An 18841-nucleotide genomic window follows, 5' to 3' on the forward strand; every position below is an offset into this window, starting at 1 on the left:
GATGGGCGGTCAGCGGGCCAGGCCTGCCAACCGCTCGTTGATCAGTGCATGGGCCTGGTCCATGATGCCGGAGATCAGCTGCTGGACCGTGGGCACGTCGTTGATCAGGCCGGCCACCATGCCACAGGACCAGACGCCTGCGTCCATGTCGCCGTCATGCATGATGCGCGGATAGACGCCGGCCACTTCGGGCGCGATGTCGGCGAAGGTGATGGCCGCGCCCAGCTCGCGCTCCTTTTGCAGCAGGCGCTCGGTGGCCGGGTTGGTCAGCACGCGCTCGGTGTTGCGCAGCGGGCGCATGACCAGGCGCGTGTCCAGCTCGCTGGCCGCGACGATGGCCTGCTTGACGTTGTCGTGCACGGGCGCTTCCTGCGTGGCGATGAAGCGCGTGCCCATGTTGATGCCCTCGGCGCCCAGCGCCAGCGCAGCCACCAGCGAGCGGCCGTCGGCCATGCCGCCCGAGGCGACAAAGGGAATCTTCAGTTCTTCGGCCGCGCGCGGCAGCAGGATGAAATTGGGGATGTCGTCCTCGCCCGGATGGCCGCCGCATTCGAAGCCGTCCACGCTGATGGCGTCGCAGCCGATGGCCTCGGCCTTGAGCGCATGGCGCACCGAGGTGCACTTGTGGATGACCTTGATGCCGGCTTCCTTGAGCGCGGGCAGCCATTTCTGCGGGTTGTTGCCCGCCGTCTCCACGACCTTGACGCCGCCTTCGATGATGGCCTTGACGTAGCCCGGGTAGTCGGGCGGGTTGACCGAGGGAAGGAAGGTCAGGTTGACGCCGAAGGGCTTGTCCGTCATCTCGCGGCAGCGCGCGATCTCGCGCGCCAGCAGCTCGGGCGTGCGCTGGGTCAGGCCCGTGATCAGCCCCAGGCCGCCCGCGTTGGAGACGGCGGCGGCCAGCTCGGCCAGGCCCACATGGTGCATGCCGCCCTGGATGATGGGGTGCTCGATGCCAAAGAGTTCGGTGATGCGTGTCTTCATGTCGATGTCACTCCACTGCAATGCCCTTGTCGCGGATCAGCTGGCCCCAGCGCGTGTAGTCCTGCTGGATGCGCTGGCCCAGCTGGGCGGGGTTCTGGTAGGCGGCGATGGCGCCTGCGTTGAGCAGCTTTTCCTGGATGTCCTTGTCGGCCAGGATCTGCTGCACTTCGCTGGCGATGCGGTCGACCACGGCCTTGGGCGTGCCCTTGGGCGCCAGCAGGCCGCCCCAGGAGACAGCGTCGTAGCCCTTGATGCCCTGCTCGGCAATGGTCTTGGTGTCGGGCAGCATGGCCACGCGCTGGGGCGAGCCCACGGCGATGGCGCGCAGCTTGCCGGCCTGGATGTGGGGCAGCGCGGCCACGAGGTCGGCATACATGATGGGCACCTGGCCGCCGATGGTGTCGGTGATGGCGGGCACGCCGCCCTTGTAGGGCACGTGCTGCATGTCGAAGCCGGCCATCTGCTTGAGCAGCTCCATGCTCAGGTGGCCGAAGCTGCCGGCACCCGAGCTTGTGTAGTTGAGCGCGACCTTCTGCGCCTTGGCGTGGGCGATCAGGCTCTTGAGGTCGGTGACATCGGGCAGCAGCGTGGGGTTGACCACGATGACGATGGGCAGGTCATAGACCGTGGCCACGGGCGTGAAGTCCTTGACGGTGTCGTAGCCGGCCTTCTTGTACAGGTGCGGCGCCAGCAGCGTGGGCGTGGCCAGCATCATCAGCGTGTAGCCGTCGGCGGGGCTCTTGGCGACCTGCACTGCCGCGATGGAGCCGGAGGCGCCAGGGCGGTTTTCCACCACCACGGTCTGCTTGAGACGCTCGCCCAGCTTCTGGCCCACGATGCGCGATGCCGTGTCGGTGGGGCCGCCCGCCGGGAAGGGCACGACCAGCCGCAGCATCTTGCTGGGCCAGCCGGTCTCGGCCAGGGAGCCGCCGGCCATGCCGGCCAGCAGCGGGGCTGCGGCCAGGACCAGAACGCTGCGCCGCGTGGGGCGTGCCGGGGATGCGGGATTGCGCGTGTACATGAAGTCTCCTCTCAAAGCTGTCTCAGCAGTCGTCGGTGGCGGCCCGCTGCCGCGGGCCGGAAAAATCAATCAAGCTTTGCGCCGGCTTCCTCCACCAGCGCCTTCCAGATGGGCATGTCGCGCTGGTAGTTCTCGCGGAAGGCCTGCGGGCTGTTCATCAGCGGCATGAAGCCTGCGCCCACGGTGCGCTCCAGCACCTTGGGGTCCTTGGCGATTTCGCGCAGGTGGCCGTAGAGCTGGTCCACGATCTCCTTGGGCACGCCGGCCGGCGCGCCCATGGCCACCCAGCCGTAGATGGCGTAGGCGTCGTCGGTCACGCCCTGCTCATGGATGGTGGGCAGCTTGGGCAGGATTTCCATGCGCTCCTTGCCCGTGACGCCGATGGCCTTGAGCTTGCCCGAGTCGATGAAGGGCTTGGTGTTGAGCGCGCTGGAAAAGCACATCTGCAGTTGGCCGCCGATCAGCTCCTGGATCATGGGCGCCTCGCCCTTGTAGGCGGCGTGGGTCATGTCGGCGTCCATGGTCTTGCTCATGTAGGCACCGGCCAGGTGGGCATACGAGCCCACGCCCCAGGAGCCGTACGAGAGCTTGCCCTTGTTGGCCTTCACGTAGGCCAGCAGCTCCTTCATGTTGTTGGCCGGCACCGAGGGATGGACCACCAGGGTGACGGGTGCCGCCGCGATCTGGGTGACCAGGGCGATGTCCTTTTGCGGGTTGTAGGGCAGCTTGGTGTAGAGGAACTGGTTGATCAGCATGGAGGTGCTGAGCGAGACCAGCAGGGTGTGGCCGTCGGCGGGCGCCTTGACCACGGCGTCCGTGCCCAGGATGCCGGCCGCACCCGCGCGGTTGTCGATGACCACGGGCTGGCCCACGCGCTTGGCCAGGGCCTCGCCGATGGTGCGCGCAATGATGTCGGTGGCGCCGCCCGCGTTGAAGGGCACGACCACGCGGATGGGCTTGGTGGGCCACGCGGCCGGCTTGCCGGCCTGTGCGAGGGCGCTGGTGGCGCCCGTGGCCAGCAGGCTGGTGCCGCCGATGGCGGCCAGCCCTTGAAGAATGTCGCGGCGTGTGACTTGGTTGCTCATGGTTTTGTCTCCTGGGTATTGCTGTCTATGGGTGCCGTCTTGGTGCGGCATGCAAACCTGGCGGGGCCGGGGACCGGGCATCAATGGCCCCCGTGGAATCAGTCGCTTGATCGGTCCTCTTACCCCTGTTGTTCAGGCGTCTCGGGCAGGGTCAGCACGCCCTTGGACTGCAGCTGCTGCAGCTGCTCGTCGCTCATGCTCAGCAGCCGGTGCAGCACCTCGCGCGTGCCCTCGCCCAGCGTGGGCGGTGCATGGCGGATGGGCAGGCGCTGGCCGTCCAGGCGGTAGGGCGGCGCGAACACGGGCGTGGTGCCGACCACGGGGTGGGGCATGTCCTGCAGCAGGCCGCCACGGCGCGTGCGCTCGCTGGTCAGGGCCTCGTGCAGGCCGGCCACGCGGCCGCAGGGGATGCCGGCGGCCGTCAGGCGCTCCAGCAGCAGATCGCGCGGGAAGGAGCGGATCAGTTCCTTGAGCATGGGGCCCAGCTCCAGGCGGTTCTTGGCGCGGTTGACGTTGGTGGAGAAACGCGCGTCCTCGACGATGTCGGGGCGCATCACCACCTGGCGGCAGAACTTGTCGAACTGGGCGTTGTTGCCCACGGCGATGATCAGCGGGCCGTCGGCCGCCTCGTACATGCCGTAGGGAACGATGGAGGGGTGGGCATTGCCGTAGCGCTCGGGGTCATGGCCGAGCTGCATGGCGTCCAGGCCGTAGTAGCCGGTGATCATGATGCCGCTGTCGTACAGCGCCATCTCGATGAGGCGGCCCTTGCCCGTGCGCTCGCGGCGGAACAGCGCGGCCAGGATGGCCTGGGCCGCGTACATGCCGGTCATGAGATCGACCACGGCCACGCCGAACTTGAGCGGCGGCGTGCCGGCCTCGCCGTTGAGCGCCATGAGGCCGGCCTCGCCCTGGATGACCAGGTCGTAGCCGGGGCGCTTGGCCTCGGGCCCGCTGCTGTCATAGCCGGCCACGGCGCAGTAGATGATGCCGGGCTTGATGGCCTTGAGCTGTTCGTAGCCCAGGCCCAGCTTCTCGGCGCCGCCGGTCTTGAAGTTGTGGATGACCACGTCGAACTGGGGCAGCAGGTCGTGGACGATCTTCACGCCCTCGGGGGTCTGCAGGTCCAGCGTGATGGACCGCTTGTTGCGGTTCATGCTGTTGTAGTAGGTGGTCTCGGTCTTGCCGATGCGCAGGCCCCAGTCGCGCGTGTCGTCGCCGCGGCCCGGGTGCTCGACCTTGACCACTTCGGCGCCGAAGTCGGCCAGCACCATGCCGCACAGCGGCCCCGCGAACACGCGCGAGAGGTCGAGCACGCGCACACCCTCCAGCGGGAAGTCGATGTCCTGGTTCTGATCGTTGTGGCTGTCGGCCATGTGCGTTGTCTCCTTGGAAAGTCTTTTAGGTCTTGAGCGGTTTCAGCCGCGCAGCTTGGTGAAGTCGGCAGCGCGCTTTTCGAGGAAGGCGCCAATGCCTTCGCGCGATTCCTCGCTCTCCTGCGAGCGCACCATGTACTGCGCCTCCAGCTCCAGCTGCTCTTCCAGCGTGTTGCGCGGCGCCTGGCGGCACAGGTCCTTGATCAGGGCCATGGCCTGGTCGGGGCCGGTGGCCACCTGGGCGGCCAGCGCCACGGCGTCGGCCTGGGCCTGGCCCGGTTCGGACAGGCGGTTGACGGGGCCCAGGGCATGCAGGCGCTCGCCGCTGATGCGCTCGCCGGTCAGGCACAGCTCGGTCAGCACCTGGCGCGAGACGAACTCGGCCAGGAAGGCGGTGGCGCCGCCATCGGGCGTGAGGCCGACCTTGACGTAGGCGACCGAGAACACGGCGTTCTTCGCGGCCACCAGCATGTCGCAGGCCAGGGCCAGCGACAGGCCCGCGCCGGCCGCCGCGCCTTCGACGGCGGCGATCACGGGCTTGGGAAAGTCGCGCACGCTGCGGATCAGGTCATGCAGGCCTTCGAGCTTGGCGCGTCGCTCCTGCACCGGCAGCTCGCGGCGCTTGGCCAGCTGGCGCAGGTCGCCGCCCGCGCAGAAGTGGCCGCCCTCGCCCGTGAGCACCACGGCGCCCACGGTGGGGTCGGTCGCCGCGCTCTTGAGCGCCGCCGAAACGGCCGCGTAGAACTCGGGCGACAGCGCATTGCGCGCGGCCACGTTGTTGTTGGACAGCACCAGCACGGCGCCTTCGCGGCGGGTCAGCAGGACTTGGTTCGCTTCGGTCATGGCGGCTTTCCTTGGCTCAGTGTTGCGAGCCGAGTGCGATGTAACGCGACAGATGGTGGTCCTCGTCGCCGAACTGGTGGTCGATCATGACCAGGCGCTTGGCGTAGTGGGCCAGGGGCAGCTCCCAGGTCATGCCGATGCCGCCATGCATCTGGATGCTTTCCTCGGCCACCAGGGTGCCGATGCGGCCGATGCTGTACTTGGCGGCCGACAGGGCCTTCTCACGCGCCACGCGGTCTTCGTCCGCAATGGCGGCGGCCGCGTTGATCACGGCCGAGCGCGCCTGCTCCACTTCCAGCAGCAGGTCGGCCATGCGGTGCTGCAGGGCCTGGAAGCTGCCGATGGGCACGCCGAACTGCTTGCGCGTGCGCAGGTACTCCAGCGTCTGGTCCTTGGCCACGTCCATGGCGCCCACGGCCTCGGCGGTCAGCGCCAGCACGGCGTAGCCGCTGATACGTTCCAGCAGGGACAGGCCCTGGCCTTCTTCGCCCAGCAGGGCGTCTGCCCCGACCTGCACCTTGTCCAGCACCAGCTCGGCCGCGCGGCCGCCCTCGATGCGGTTGTAGCCGCGCTTTTGGATGCCTGCGGCATTGCCGGGGACCAGGAACAGGCTGATGCCGGCCTCGTCGTACTGGCTGCCCGAGGTGCGGGCCGAGACCAGCAGCAGGTCGGCCTTCTCGCCGAAGGCGACCACGCCCTTGGCGCCGTTCAGCACCCAGCCGTCGCCGCTGCGCACGGCCGTGGTGGCGACGTTGTTGAGTTCGTAGTGGCTGCCGGGCTCGTCATGGGCCAGGGCCGCGATGGACGTGCCGCCGATGATGGCTGCCAGCTGTTCCTTTTGCGCATCGCTGCCGGCCGCGATCAGGGCCTGGCCCACGACCAGGGCGCCCAGCAGCGGCTCGGCCACCAGGCCGCGGCCCAGGCATTCGAAGACCACGCTGATGTCGAAGCCCTGGCCGCCAAAGCCGCCAGCGTCTTCCGGGAACAGCGCGCCGATGGCGCCGATGTCCGCGAACTGCCCGTACAGCAGCGGGCTGTGGCCTTCCTCGCCATAGGCGACGTGGTTGCGCGCCTCGATGGCGTACTGCTCGGAGACGAAGCGGTTGAGGCTGTCCGCCAGCATGCGGCGGTCTTCGGTGTGTTCGAAGTTCATGTTCCGTTTTCCTTGCCGGATCAGAGGCCGAGGATCATCTTGGAGATGATGTTCTTCTGGATTTCGTTGGAGCCGCCGAAGATCGACAGCTTGCGGTAGTTGAAGTACGCGGCGGCGGCCGTGGCGGCAGCCGCGTCGCCGATGGCAGGCTGGTCGTAGCCGGCCTGCAGGGCCTCTTCGATGAAGGGCGCGGCGTACGGTCCCATGGCGCGGCGCACCAGCGACAGGATTTCCTGGCGGATCTCGGTGCCGCGGATCTTGAGCATGGAGCTTTCGGCGCCCGGCACGCCGCCGCCGGCCACGGCGGCGATCACGCGCAGGTTGGTGGTCTTCATGTTCTCCAGGTCGATCTCGACCTTGGCCAGGCGGGCCGCGAACAGCGGGTCCTGCGTCAGCGGCTTGCCGTTGCGCAGCATGCGGCCGGCAACGGCCTTGAGCTTTTCCAGGCCGGCCACCGAGAAGCCCACGCCCGCGATGTTGGTGCGCTCGTAGGTCAGCAGGTACTTGGCGTAGGTCCAGCCCTTGTTCTCTTCGCCGACCAGGTTTTCCACGGGCACCCTGACGTCGGTGAAGAAGACTTCGTTGACCTCGTGCTCGCCGTCCAGCGTGATGATGGGGCGCACTTCCACGCCGGGCGAGTTCATGTCCACCAGCAGGAAGCTGATGCCCTGCTGCGCCTTGGCCTCGCGGTTGGTGCGCACCAGGCAGAAGATCATGTTGGCGTGCTGGCCCAGCGTGGTCCAGGTCTTCTGGCCGTTGACGATGTAGTGATCGCCATCGCGCACGGCCGACGTCTTGACCGAGGCCAGGTCCGAGCCCGAACCCGGCTCCGAATAGCCCTGGCACCACCAGTCGGCGCCATTGAGGATGCGCGGCAGCCAGTGGGCCTTCTGCGCCTCGTTGCCGTACTTGATCAGGACGGGGCCCAGCATGCTCAGCCCGAAGGGCACGATGCGCGGCGTGCCCGCCAGCGCGCATTCATGCTCGAAGATGAATTTCTGCACCGCGCTCCAGCCCGGGCCGCCGTGCTGCTCGGGCCAGTGGTTGGCCAGCCAGCCGCGCTCGTTGAGGATGGCGTGCCAGCGCTCCATGTCCTGCTTGCTCAGCTGCAGGCCATTCTTGACCTTGTGCGACAGGTCCTCGGGCAGCTTGTCCTTGAGGAAGCCGCGAACCTCGTCGCGGAAGGCCAGTTCTTCAGTCGTAAATTGCAAATCCATTGCTATTCCCCAGTAATCCGTGGCGTTGTAAGCCGTTTGCAGCCCTGAAATTGGCGTGCCCTAAGCGAGGGACGCCGAGCAAGGGCCGCCCCGCAGCAAGGGCGTCGTTCCCCTCCCGCGAAGCGAGAGAGGGGAAGCGGCGCCAGCCGCTCAGGGGGTGCTTATTCAATAAATTTCGAACAGGCCTGCGGCGCCCATGCCACCTGCGATGCACATGGTGACCACGCCCCACTTGGCCTTGCGGCGCTGGCCTTCCAGCAGGATGTGGCCCGCCAGGCGCGCACCCGTCATGCCGAAGGGGTGGCCGATGGAGATGGCGCCGCCGTTGACGTTCAGGCGCTCGTTGGGAATGCCCAGCTTGCGCTGGCAGTACAGGGCCTGGGAGGCGAAGGCCTCGTTGAGTTCCCACAGGTCGATGTCCTCGACCTTGAGGCCGTGGCGCGCCAGCAGCTTGGGGACTGCGAAGACGGGGCCGATGCCCATTTCGTCAGGCTCGCAGCCGGCCACGGCAAAGCCGCGGAAGGCGCCCAGCGGGGACAGGCCCAGGCGCTCGGCCTGCTTGGCCTCCATCAGCACGCATGCCGACGATCCATCGGACAGCTGCGAGGCATTGCCGGCCGTGATGAACTGGTCCGGGCCCTTGACGGGTTCCAGCTTGGCCAGGCCTTCCAACGTGGTGGAGGCGCGGTTGCAGTTGTCCTTGGTGGCGACCACGTCGCGGTAGGTGATCTCGCCCGTGTCCTTGTTCTTCTCGGCCATGCGCGTGGCGCAGGCAATGATTTCGTCCTTGAACAGGTCGGCGGCCTGGGCGGCAGCCGTGCGCTGCTGGCTTTGCAGCGAGAAGGCGTCCTGGTCCTCGCGGCTGATGCCGTAGCGGCGCGCCACGATGTCGGCCGTGTCGATCATGGCCATGTACAGCGCGGGCTTGTGCTCGACCAGCCAGGGATCCATGTCGGTGGGCAGGTTGTTGCCGGGGCGGATGCCCGAGATGGTCTCGATGCCGCCGGCCAGCATGGCGTCCACGCCCTCGGCCACGATGCGGCCCGCCGCGATGGCGATGGACTGCAGGCCCGAGGCGCAAAAGCGCGTGATGGTCGTGCCCGCGATGGACAGGGGCAGCTCGGCGCGCAGCACGGTCTGGCGGCCCAGGTTGCGGCCCTGGAAGCCGTCGGGGTTGCCGCAGCCCAGGATCAGGTCCTCGATCATGGCCGGGTCGATGCCCGAGCGCTCGACCGCGGCCTTGACCGAGAAGGCCGCCAGCTGGGCGGCGGGCGTGACGTTGAACTCGCCGCGGTGCGACTTGGTCAGGGGCGTGCGGGCAGTGGAAACGATGACGGCTTCGCGCATGGTCGGTCCTTGCTTGTCTCTGGAAAATTGTTGTGGTTGTGCACGGCCCTGCCCGCTCTGCGTTGGACGGAGCGGGTCAAGGGCATGGCGGGGAAACGCGGGGGCGGCTTACACCGCCTTGTTCAGGCTTTCGAAATCGCGGCCTTCGGCGACCAGCTTCTCGAGCAGGGGGGCAGGCTTCCAGAACAGCGCGTCTTCCTTGGCGAATTCGCGGATGTCAGCCAGCACCTTGTCCAAACCTTGCATGTCGGCCCACTTCATGGGGCCGCCACGAAAGCGCGGGAAGCCGTAGCCGGACAGGAAGGTCACGTCCACGTCCAGCGGGCGCAGGGCAATGCCCTCCTCCACCACCTTGGCGCCTTCGTTGACCATGGCGGCCATGTAGCGGCGCATGATTTCCTCAGGGGTGAACTTGCGCGGCGTCACGCCCTTCTTGGCGCGCTCGGCATCGACGATGGCCAGCACTTCGGGGTCGGGCTGGCCGACGCGCGCGCCCTGCGGGTAGAGGTAGAAGCCACGGCCCGTCTTCTGGCCGAACCAGCCGCGCTCGCAGACGCGGTCGGCCACTTCGACGTAGCGGGCCTTGGGATCGCGCGTGGCCGCGCGCCGCTTGCGCGTGGCCCAGCCGATGTCGCCGCCGGCCAGGTCGGTGACCTGGAACGGGCCCATCGGGTAGCCGAAGCCGCGCACGGCCTCGTCGATCTCGTAGGGGCTGGCGCCGTCTTCCATGATGTAGTCGGCCGCCTGCTTGTAGACGGCCAGGATGCGGTTGCCGATGAAGCCGTCGCAGACGCCGGCACGCACGGGCACCTTCTTCATGCGCTTGGCCAGCTCGAAGGCCGTGGTCACCACATCGGGCGCCACCTTGGCGGGCACCACGATCTCCAGCAGCTTCATGATGTTGGCGGGGCTGAAGAAGTGCAGGCCGATCACGTCCTGCGGGCGCGAGGTGGCGGCGGCAATGGCGTCGATGTCCAGGTAGGAGGTGTTGGTGGCCAGCACGGCGCCGGGCTTGCAGACGCGGTCCAGTTCCTTGAACACGGCCTTCTTGACTTCGAGGTCCTCGAACACGGCCTCGATCACCAGGTCCACATCCTTGATGTCGTCATAGGAGGTGCTGGGCGTGTAGCGCGCCATGACGGCGGCCTTGGCCTCCTCGGTCATGCGGCCCTTGGCGATCAGGCCGTTGTAGACCTTCTCCACATTGGCCTGGCCGCGCGCGATGGAGTCGGCGTCGCGCTCGATCATGGTCACCGTGAGGCCCGCGTCCAGCGCGGACACCGTGATGCCGGCGCCCATGGTGCCGCCGCCGATGACGGCGATCTTGGCAAAGTGGCGCGGCGCAGCGGCCTTGGCTTCGGGAATCTTGGCGGTTTCGCGCTCGGCGAAGAAGGCGTGGATCAGGCCGGCGCGCTGCGGGCTGTTCAGGCATTCCACGAACAGGGCACGCTCCTTGGCGATGCCTTCGTCGAACGGCAGCTCCACGGCGGCGCGCACGCATTCCACGATCTTCAGCGGCGAGAACAGGCCGCGGCTCTTCTTGGCGGTGTCGGCGGCCAGCGCGTCGAGTTCGGCCAGGGCAGCAGCCTTGTCGGCGATTTCAATGTCACGCGTGCGGCGCGGTGCGGTATTGGTTGCCAGCAGCTCGTTGGCGTAGGCCAGGCCTGCGGTCGTGGCGTCGGTGCCGTCCACCAGCTTGTCCACCAGGCCGGCGGCAAGCGCGGCCTTGGCCGACAGGTGCTTGCCGCTGAGCATGAGGTCGGCGGCCGCCTTCACGCCCATCAGGCGCGGTGCGCGCTGCGTGCCGCCAGCGCCGGGCAGCAGGCCCAGGTTGACTTCGGGCAGGCCGAGCTTGGCGGCCGGCAAAGCCAGGCGGTAGTGGGCCGACATGGCCACTTCCAGGCCGCCGCCCAGGGCCGGGCCATGGATGGCGGCGACCACGATCTTGTCGGAGGCTTCGAGACGATTGAGCACCTCGGGCAGCGAGGGCGGCATGGCGGGCTTGCCGAATTCGCGGATGTCTGCTCCGGCGATGAAGGCCTTGCCCTCACCCACGATGAGCACGGCCTTGACGGCGGCATCCGATTCGGCCTGCTCCACGGCAGCCAGCAGGCCGGCGCGCACGGCCTGGCCCAGGGCATTCACGGGGGGATTGTTGATGCTGACCACCAGCACGGCACCATCAAGGCGGGTCTGGACCACGGAAGCCTGGGCTTGTTCGCTCATCTGTATGTCTCCGAACTTGGGTTTTCCACTCAAAACATCCATTCTTGCCACGACAATGGTTCTTTACAATCCCATGAATGATTGACAGACTGTAAAAAAATCTTTGACATTGAGGCGCTTGCGCGCCTTCCCCCTTCTATTCGCTGCGCGAGGGAGGGGGACGACACCATCGCTGCAGGGCGGCACGGCCGACGTAGTCCCTTGCTCGGTGTCCCTGGTTTTGGAGCCCCGCCCATTTCATAGGCTGTGGGCGAAGCAAAGTATCTGGACATATCCATGGATCTGAACTCGCTGACCCTGCTGGTGGAAATCATCGATAGCGGCAATCTGAGCCAGGCGGCGCGCAAGCTGAAGATGACGCGGGCCAATGTGAGCTATCACCTGACGCAGCTGGAAAAATCGGTGGGGGTGCAACTGGTGCGGCGCACCACGCGGCGCGTGGAGCCGACCGAGGTGGGGATGCGGATGTACGAGCATGGCCGCGCGATCCAGAACGAGATGATGTCGGCGCGCGAGACGATCACGTCGCTGGGCCAGGGGATGGCGGGCCGCGTGGGGCTGAGCGTGCCCAGCGGCTATGGGCAGATCGTGATGAGCGACTGGCTGATCGAGTTCAAGCGGCTGTATCCGGGCATCGTGCTGGATGTGCTGTTCGAGAACCGGGCCGACCATTTGCGCGACGAGGTGGACATCGCCATCCGCGTGATCCAGGAGCCGCCGCTGTCGGTGATTGCGCGCAGCCTGGGCAATGTGCACTACGTGGCCTGCGCCTCACGCGAGTATGCGCAGCAGCACGGCCTGCCCACCACGCTGTACGAGCTGCGCAACAGCCCGCTGATCACGGCCGGCGTGATGGGCCGCCAGCTGCGCCTGTCGGCCTACCAGGGAACGGACCGCCAGGAGGTGCTGCTGGCGCCGACCATGATCTCCGAGCACTTCCCCTTCCTGCGCCAGGGCATTCTGGCGGGCCTGGGCGTGGGCCTGGTGCCCGACTACGTGGTGCAGGACAAGGTGGCCAGCGGCGAGGTGGTGCTGACCCTGCAGGAGTACCGCCTGAGCATCTTCGGCACCCATATGTACCTGCTGTACCTGCCCGACCGTCATCAGACGCGGGCCGTGCGCACCTGCATCGACTTCCTGCTGGCCAAGGCCGGCCAGGGTGGCAGCGGCGACGCTGCCGCCACCTGAATCAGCGGCGGTACCAGCCGCCCGGGCGCTGGTACCAGCCACGCGGGCCATGGTCCCAGCCGTGCGGACGCCAGCCATAGCCGGGGTGCGGCGGCGCGGCCCAGTAACCGGGGCGCCAGGCATAGCGCCCCCCACCCCAGCCCCAGGAGCCGCCGATCCAGACATGGACAGGCGAGGGAGCGACCGGAATGACCTCGGTCTGCAGCGGCGGCGGCGCCATGGGCGCGTAGACCACCTCGCCCGAAGGACCTACGGGATAGGCAGGCGCCACCACGCAGCCGGTCAATGCCACGGTGGCGGCAGCCAGAACCAGGGCCGGAACCAGGCGACGGCCCGGCGTTTGAATCGATACAGACTTCACGATGCACTCCTGGCCGCGCTTAGTGCGGCCATGCAGATACAACGAAAAAGCCCCTGCCGGTTGTTGACAGGGGCTTGTGAAGCCTGGGTAAAGATCAAGTCTGGCTGTACGTGAGGTTGAGACGGGCCCTACATCCAAGGGTTCAAGACGCGCACTCCATGAACATGGAACGGCTCGAAATCCTTGATGTTGCGAGTGACCACGCACAAGCCATGCACCTTCGCCGTGGCCGCAATCAGGCTGTCGGCCAGCGGCCGCGGCGCAGGCACGTGGTAGACCGCGTTTTCCATGGCAACCATCGCATCCACTGGCAGCACTCGCCCCTGAAAGGCCGTGAACACGCGTTCCACCAGCCAGCGGCGCAGCACCTGCCCGGCAATCGGGTCTTGCCGGGCTTTCAACTGCACGCCTTTCTCCAGCTCCATCAGCGTGATCGCGCTGATGAAAAGGGACTCGGCCGCGACCGATTGCGCCCAGGCCACAACGCCATCGTTCGCGCGGCCCGACGATGCCTTGCGCAGTTCGGAAACGATGTTGGAGTCCACCAGATACATCAGGACAGGTCCACGGCGCGCGGCAAATCCTTCGTGCGCTCAATGTCGAAATCGATATCGGCGGCCTCGGGCATGTCCAGCAATTGAAGAATGTTCCGGGTCTGCCCCGACAGTTCACGGAATTTCTCAATGCTCATCAGCACGTGGGCAGGTTGCCCCCGGTCCAGGATGTAGACCACGTCATCACCGCTGGCCGCTTTCTTGGCAGCGGAAACATGCTGGTTGAATTCACGGCTGCTGAAGGTCGAAATCTGCATGACGCACCTCCGTCAAAGAAAATGCTTGTACGTTACTACATTCGCATAAATGCAGCACCGGACAAGCATTTCTGATGGGGCTTCGGGAAGCGGAGCCCAGTGGATGACCGGGCTCCCACTGGACAGACTCCAGCGTGTCGAACCTGATCCTAAATCAGAGGTTCTGCGCGTTCTGCAGCGCGGCAATGCGCTCTTCGATCGGCGGGTGGGTCGAGAACAGCTTGCCGATGCCGCCGGCAATGCCCATGGCGGCCACGCTCTTGGGCAGCTCGCCGGGGTGCATGCCGCCCAGGCGGGCCAGGGCATTCATCATGGGCTGCTTGCGGCCCATGAGCTGGGCGGCACCCGCGTCGGCGCGGAATTCGCGCTGGCGCGAGAACCAGGCCACGATGATGGCGGCCAGGAAGCCCAGCACGATGTCCAGCACGATGGTGGTCACGTAGTAGCCGATGCCGGGGCCCGAGCTGCTTTCGTCGTTCTTGCGCAGGAAGCTGTCCACGGCATAGCCGATGACGCGCGACAGGAAGACCACGAAGGTGTTCATCACGCCCTGGATCAGGGTCATGGTCACCATGTCGCCATTGGCGATGTGGGCGACCTCGTGGCCGATCACGGCCTCCACCTCTTCGCGCGTCATGCCTTCCAGCAGACCCGTGGACACGGCCACCAGGGCCGAGTTCTTGAAGGCGCCGGTGGCGAAGGCATTGGGCTCACCCTCGTAGATGCCGACTTCGGGCATGCCGATGCCGGCACGGTCGGCGAAGCCGCGCACGGTGTTGACGATCCAGGCCTCATCGGCGTTGCGCGGCTCGTTGATCACGTGCACGCCCGAGCTCCACTTGGCCAGGGGCTTGGAGATCAGCAGCGAGATGATGGCGCCGCCAAAGCCCATGATGAAGGCGAAGCCCAGCAGGGCCCCGAGGTTCAGGCCATTGGAAGTCAGGAAGCGGTTGACGCCCAGCAGGCTGGCGACGATGCCCAGCACCACCACGACGGCGACGTTGGTCAAAAGAAAAAGTGCGATGCGTTTCATCAGTGGGTTCTCCACAAAGTGGGGAAAGGGGGAAGGATCTGGGCCCTGCAGCGTTGAAAAGTGAGGGCCCCACCGGCTGTTTTCAAGCCGGGTCCTGCGCCGTTGTCATTCCTTGTTGTGATGCTTGTGCGGAACGGGGCGCCCGGAACACGAGAGAGTCATCATAGAAGGAAAAGTTCTCGTTCTCGTGGCACCAGCCGGGCACACCCAGCACGGGCAAGGGTGCAAAAGGCTTGCACTCCAGGGTGTCGGCCCCCAGCCAGATGCTGCCGGCCAGCCAGGCGTCGATGTCCGCCGTGGCGGGGCCTGCCGTGGCGCCTGCACCATCCGTGTGCACGCACAGCACATGGGCCGTGATGGGCTTGCGCGGCTGCACCAGCTTTTCCAGCAGCGCATGGCCTATGGGCAGCAGCCTGGCCTGGCGCCACAGTGCGCGCCGCTCCACGAAGAGCTGGTGCCAGCGCCGGTAGCGCAGCGCCTCGCACAGCGCGGCCGGCGCCAGCAGCAGGGCACCGTTCTCGTCCAGCACGGTGACGGCATCGCGCAGCGGCCCGCGCTGCGCGCCCACGCCCGCCTGGGCAATGGCGCCGGCCTGCAGGGCATTGCAGCGCTGCTTGAGCGCGGGCCAGCGCAGCCAGATCAGGCCGTTGAAGAAGTCATGCAGGTTGTCGCGCGTAGGAATGCAGCGCGTCTCGAAGATGAACTGCTCGTAGGCCTTGCCTTCGGGCAGATCGTGCTGGGGCACAAAGCGCCAGGGCAGCGCCTGTGCGTCGGCCAGTGACTGCAAGGCCTGCCAGACCGGCCGGCCCTGCGCCACCTGCAGGCAGGCCGTCCTGCCCTGCGTTTGCAGCCCCTGCAGCCAGGGCGCATTCCAGTCGATGGGAAACGTCAATTGCCGGAGGGCCTGGACTGGGCCTTGACCACGCGCTTGTCGCGCACGGCCACGCGCGAGGTGCCTTCGTCGCGCATCTCGAACGCCTGCGTGGCCGCCAGCAGCTTGGTGAGCGTGGCATAGCCGTAGTTGCGCGCATCGAACGAGGCCTTGTTGCCGATCTGCGCGCCCACGGCGCCCACATGGGCCCAGCCGCTTTCATCCTGCGTGGCGTTGACGGCGCTGCGCAGCATGGCCAGCAGCCGCTTGTCCTGGCGCAGTTCCTGGCTGGGAACGCGCAGGCAGGGACGCTGGGGCTGGGCTTGAGGTTCTGCCGAGGGTTCGTTCTCGGCCTGGGCCGGCGCACGCTCCTTTCCAGCGCCGTTCGGCGGCTGGGGAGCGGTGGCCACTGCGGCTGCAGCCACGGGCGGCACCGCTGCCTGGCCTGCCTCATGCGCGGCGTCCTGGCCATTGCCGTTGGCGGGCGCCGCCTCGCCCAGCGCCTCCAGGTACAGGAAGCGCGAGCAGGCATTGACGAAGGGCTGGGGCGTCTGCGCCATGCCGAAGCCGTAGACCGCCGCGCCCTTGGAGCGCAGGTGCATGACCAGCGGGGTGAAGTCGGCGTCGGAGGAGACGATGCCGAAGGCGTCGGGCCGCTCGGTGTAGAGCAGCTCCATGGCGTCCACGGTCATCGCCATGTCGGTGGCGTTCTTGTGCTTGGAGTAGTCGAACTGCTGCATGGGCCGCAGTGCGAAATCGAGCAGCTTGCGCTGCCAGCCGCTGAGCGAATGCTTGGTCCAGTTGCCGTAGGCGCGGCGGATGTCGATGACGCCGAAGGTCGACAGCTCGGTCAGGATCTCGTCGATCATCTCGGCCGGCGCGTTGTCGGCGTCGATCAGCAGGGCGATGCGCGGTTGCGGCTCAGGCATGGCAATCCTCTGGCGGGTGGCAGTCCCGCCAGCTTAAACCAGCTTCCAGGGCAGGGCTTCGCCGGAGCGCAGGGGCTTCAGTTGCGCCTCGCCGAAGGCGAAGCTGTCCGGCGGCGTCCAGCTTTCGCGCACCAGGGTGATCTTGCCGGTGTTGCGCGGCAGGCTGTAGAAGTCAGGGCCGTTGAAGCTGGCGAAGGCTTCGAGCTTGTCCAGCGCGCCGGCATTGTCGAAGGCCTCGGCATACATCTCGATGGCGGCATGGGCGCTGTAGCAGCCCGCGCAGCCGGTGGCGTGTTCCTTGAGATGGGCCGCGTGCGGCGCGCTGTCCGTGCCCAGGAAGAACTTGGGCAGGCCGCTGGTGGCCGCCTCCACCAGGGCCAGGCGGTGCGTCTCGCGCTTGAGCACGGGCAGGCAGTAGTAGTGGGGACGGATGCCGCCCGTGAAGATGGCGTTGCGGTTGAACAGCAGATGCTGGGGCGTGATGGTGGCGCCCACGAAGCGGTCGGCCTCGGTCACGTACTGGGCGGCTTCGCGCGTGGTGATGTGCTCGAAGACGATCTTGAGTTCGGGGAAGTCGCGGCGCAGCGGGATCAGGTGCTGGTCGATGAAGGCGGCTTCGCGGTCGAACAGGTCGATGTCGCTGCTGGTGACTTCGCCGTGCACCAGCAGCAGCAGGCCTTCGCGCTGCATGGCTTCCAAAGTGGGGTAGATCTTGCGCAGGTCGGTGACGCCGTGGTCGCTGTTGGTGGTGGCGCCTGCCGGGTAGAGCTTGCAGGCCACGACGCCGGCCGCCTTGGCGCGCACGATTTCCTCGGGCGGCAGGTTGTCGGTGAGGTACAGCGTCATCAGCGGCTCGAAGGCCATGCCCTCGGGCACGGCCGAGAGGATGCGCTGCTTGTACTCCAGCGCCTGCTCGGCGGTGGTCACCGGCGGCTTGAGGTTGGGCATGATGATGGCGCGCGCAAACTGCGCGGCCGTATGCGGCACCACGCTGCGCATGGCTTCGCCATCGCGCACGTGCAGGTGCCAGTCATCGGGACGGGTGATCGTGAGGGTGTTGGTGGAGGCGGTCATTCCGCCATTTTCCCATCGCCGCGAAACCGCGGGCCAATTGCGGGGCACGCCACCCTCGGGACTGGCGCGTGGCTAACGCGGTCGCAGGTGCTGCGGCCCCAGCTGCTGCAGGTTTTGCACGCCGATCAGGGCCATGTTGCGCCGCATCTCGGCCGCCAGGATGGCGATGGCGTGCAGCACGCCGGCCTCGCCGCCCACGGCGCCCGCATAGTTGAAGGGCCGGCCCACGAAGACGAAGTGTGCGCCCAGGGCCAGCGCCACCAGCACGTCGTTGCCCCTGCGAAAGCCGCTGTCGATCATCACCGGGTAGTCCGGCCCCAGCGCACCCACCACCAGGGGCAGCATGTGCAGGGGCGAGACCGCGCCATCGAGCTGGCGGCCGCCGTGGTTGGACAGGATGATGGCGTCGGCCCCGGCATCGCGCGCGGCCAGCGCGTCCTGCGGGCTGAGGATGCCCTTGACCACGAGGCAGCCCTTCCAGCGCCGGCGTATCAAGGCCAGGTGTTCCCAGCTCAGGTGGTCGCGCGCGCCGAAGTCGCGCGTGACGGTGGACGAGAGAATGGGCGCGCCGCGCGTGGCCTGCGAGTTCTCGAAGTGCGGCATGCCGTGCCGCACCAGGGTGCGCAGCGCCGTGCACAGCAGCCAGCGCGGATGGGTGATGCCCTCCCACGCCAGGCGCAGGCCGGGCCGCAGCGGCGTCGAGAAGCCCGCGCGGATGTTGTTCTCGCGGTTGCCCGACACGGGCGTGTCCACGGTGACGACCAGGGTGGCGAAGCCTGCGGCCTCCACGCGCCCCAGCAACTGCACGATGCGTTCGGTCTCGCCGGGCACATAGGCCTGGAACCAGGCCTGGGGATTGGCCTGGACCACCTCCTCCATGCGGATCAGCGAGGTGCCGCTCAGGATGGCCGGGATGCGGGCCGCCGCCGCCGCGCGCGTCTGCACCAGGTCGCCCCGGTAGGCCGACAGCGCGCTGATGCCCATGGGCGCGATGCCGAAGGGCGCAGCCCAGGTCTGGCCCAGCAGCGGCGTGGCCAGCGTGCGCCGCGAAGTGTCGGTGAGCACGCGCGTCACCCAGCGGTGGGCATCGAAGGCCTCGCGGTTGGCGCGCAGGGATTTGTCGGTCTCGCAGCCGCCGCTGACGTAGGCGAAGATCGGCGCAGGCAGGTGGTGGCGCGCTGCCCGCTCGAAATCATCGAGCGACAGGATGCGCCTGAGCCTGCGTGGCGTGGCGGAGGCCTGGCCCGCGCCCAAGAGTGCGGGTGGCGGTGCGGAGGAACTGGGGGTGTCGAGCCGGTCGACCTCGATTGGGGCTGCCATGG

Annotated in this window: 18 protein-coding genes; 1 reads left to right on the forward strand and 17 read right to left on the reverse strand. The window is 67.4% G+C overall.

Annotation, left to right across the window (positions count from 1 at the left end):
* Positions 1-9: 9 nt before the first annotated feature.
* From AC57B5_RS14970 to AC57B5_RS15010, 9 genes are all read right to left on the reverse strand, one after another.
* Positions 10-984, reverse strand: a complete 975-nt coding sequence (locus AC57B5_RS14970) for an NAD(P)H-dependent flavin oxidoreductase (RefSeq protein ID WP_012203331.1) — start codon at positions 982-984, stop codon at positions 10-12.
* A 7-nt stretch (positions 985-991) separates the two neighbouring features.
* Positions 992-2005: a tripartite tricarboxylate transporter substrate-binding protein gene (locus AC57B5_RS14975; protein ID WP_492385778.1), complete on the reverse strand. Its 1014-nt coding sequence runs from the start codon at positions 2003-2005 to the stop codon at positions 992-994.
* 65 nt (positions 2006-2070) lie between these two features.
* Positions 2071-3090 carry a Bug family tripartite tricarboxylate transporter substrate binding protein gene (locus AC57B5_RS14980; protein WP_013804145.1) on the reverse strand — a complete coding sequence of 340 codons (1020 nt, stop codon included), beginning with the start codon at positions 3088-3090 and terminating at the stop codon, positions 2071-2073.
* Positions 3091-3209: 119 nt separating this feature from the next.
* Positions 3210-4466, reverse strand: coding sequence for a CaiB/BaiF CoA transferase family protein (locus AC57B5_RS14985; protein WP_492385779.1), 1257 nt, complete (start codon positions 4464-4466; stop codon positions 3210-3212).
* 42 nt (positions 4467-4508) lie between these two features.
* Positions 4509-5309, reverse strand: a complete 801-nt coding sequence (locus tag AC57B5_RS14990; RefSeq protein WP_013804147.1) for an oxepin-CoA hydrolase, alternative type — start codon at positions 5307-5309, stop codon at positions 4509-4511.
* Positions 5310-5325: 16 nt separating this feature from the next.
* Positions 5326-6462 (reverse strand): acyl-CoA dehydrogenase family protein, encoded by a 1137-nt coding sequence (locus AC57B5_RS14995; RefSeq protein ID WP_012203326.1) that lies wholly within the window; start codon positions 6460-6462, stop codon positions 5326-5328.
* Positions 6463-6482: 20 nt separating this feature from the next.
* The gene (locus AC57B5_RS15000; protein WP_013804149.1) at positions 6483-7679 is read right to left on the reverse strand and encodes an acyl-CoA dehydrogenase family protein; all 1197 of its coding nucleotides are present in this window, start codon (positions 7677-7679) and stop codon (positions 6483-6485) included.
* Positions 7680-7844: 165 nt separating this feature from the next.
* Positions 7845-9026 (reverse strand): acetyl-CoA C-acyltransferase, encoded by a 1182-nt coding sequence (locus AC57B5_RS15005; protein ID WP_192367223.1) that lies wholly within the window; start codon positions 9024-9026, stop codon positions 7845-7847.
* Positions 9027-9134: 108 nt separating this feature from the next.
* The gene (locus AC57B5_RS15010; protein WP_496399825.1) at positions 9135-11252 is read right to left on the reverse strand and encodes a 3-hydroxyacyl-CoA dehydrogenase NAD-binding domain-containing protein; all 2118 of its coding nucleotides are present in this window, start codon (positions 11250-11252) and stop codon (positions 9135-9137) included.
* A gap of 276 nt (positions 11253-11528) precedes the next feature.
* Here AC57B5_RS15010 and AC57B5_RS15015 point away from each other — a divergent pair, with 276 nt between their 5' ends.
* Positions 11529-12440 carry a LysR family transcriptional regulator gene (locus AC57B5_RS15015; protein WP_071954384.1) on the forward strand — a complete coding sequence of 304 codons (912 nt, stop codon included), beginning with the start codon at positions 11529-11531 and terminating at the stop codon, positions 12438-12440.
* A gap of 1 nt (position 12441) precedes the next feature.
* Here the strand turns inward: AC57B5_RS15015 and AC57B5_RS15020 are convergent, their stop codons facing one another.
* From AC57B5_RS15020 to AC57B5_RS15055, 8 genes are all read right to left on the reverse strand, one after another.
* Positions 12442-12801, reverse strand: a complete 360-nt coding sequence (locus AC57B5_RS15020) for a YXWGXW repeat-containing protein (protein WP_034398157.1) — start codon at positions 12799-12801, stop codon at positions 12442-12444.
* 128 nt (positions 12802-12929) lie between these two features.
* Positions 12930-13355: a type II toxin-antitoxin system VapC family toxin gene (locus AC57B5_RS15025; protein ID WP_496399826.1), complete on the reverse strand. Its 426-nt coding sequence runs from the start codon at positions 13353-13355 to the stop codon at positions 12930-12932.
* Positions 13355-13612 carry a type II toxin-antitoxin system Phd/YefM family antitoxin gene (locus AC57B5_RS15030; protein WP_180318095.1) on the reverse strand — a complete coding sequence of 86 codons (258 nt, stop codon included), beginning with the start codon at positions 13610-13612 and terminating at the stop codon, positions 13355-13357. Before AC57B5_RS15030 ends, AC57B5_RS15025 begins: the two co-directional genes overlap by 1 nt.
* 154 nt (positions 13613-13766) lie before the next feature.
* On the reverse strand, positions 13767-14645 hold the full coding sequence (gene htpX, locus AC57B5_RS15035) for a protease HtpX (RefSeq protein ID WP_013804154.1): 879 nt from the start codon (positions 14643-14645) through the stop codon (positions 13767-13769).
* An 82-nt stretch (positions 14646-14727) separates the two neighbouring features.
* Positions 14728-15537 carry a DUF3025 domain-containing protein gene (locus AC57B5_RS15040; RefSeq protein ID WP_496399827.1) on the reverse strand — a complete coding sequence of 270 codons (810 nt, stop codon included), beginning with the start codon at positions 15535-15537 and terminating at the stop codon, positions 14728-14730.
* Positions 15534-16445 (reverse strand): NYN domain-containing protein, encoded by a 912-nt coding sequence (locus AC57B5_RS15045; RefSeq protein WP_496399828.1) that lies wholly within the window; start codon positions 16443-16445, stop codon positions 15534-15536. Before AC57B5_RS15045 ends, AC57B5_RS15040 begins: the two co-directional genes overlap by 4 nt.
* Positions 16446-16478: 33 nt before the next feature.
* A complete protein-coding gene (pyrC, locus tag AC57B5_RS15050) occupies positions 16479-17519 on the reverse strand; it encodes a dihydroorotase (protein ID WP_012203315.1) in 1041 nt (346 codons plus the stop codon).
* Between the two features lie 72 nt (positions 17520-17591).
* Entirely contained in the window at positions 17592-18839 is a 1248-nt protein-coding gene (locus AC57B5_RS15055) for an alpha-hydroxy acid oxidase (protein WP_496399829.1), read from the reverse strand.
* Between the last annotated feature and the right edge of the window lie 2 nt (positions 18840-18841).

The sequence above is a fragment of the Delftia sp. BGA-UO-ETr-SB1 genome (genome assembly GCF_059567865.1).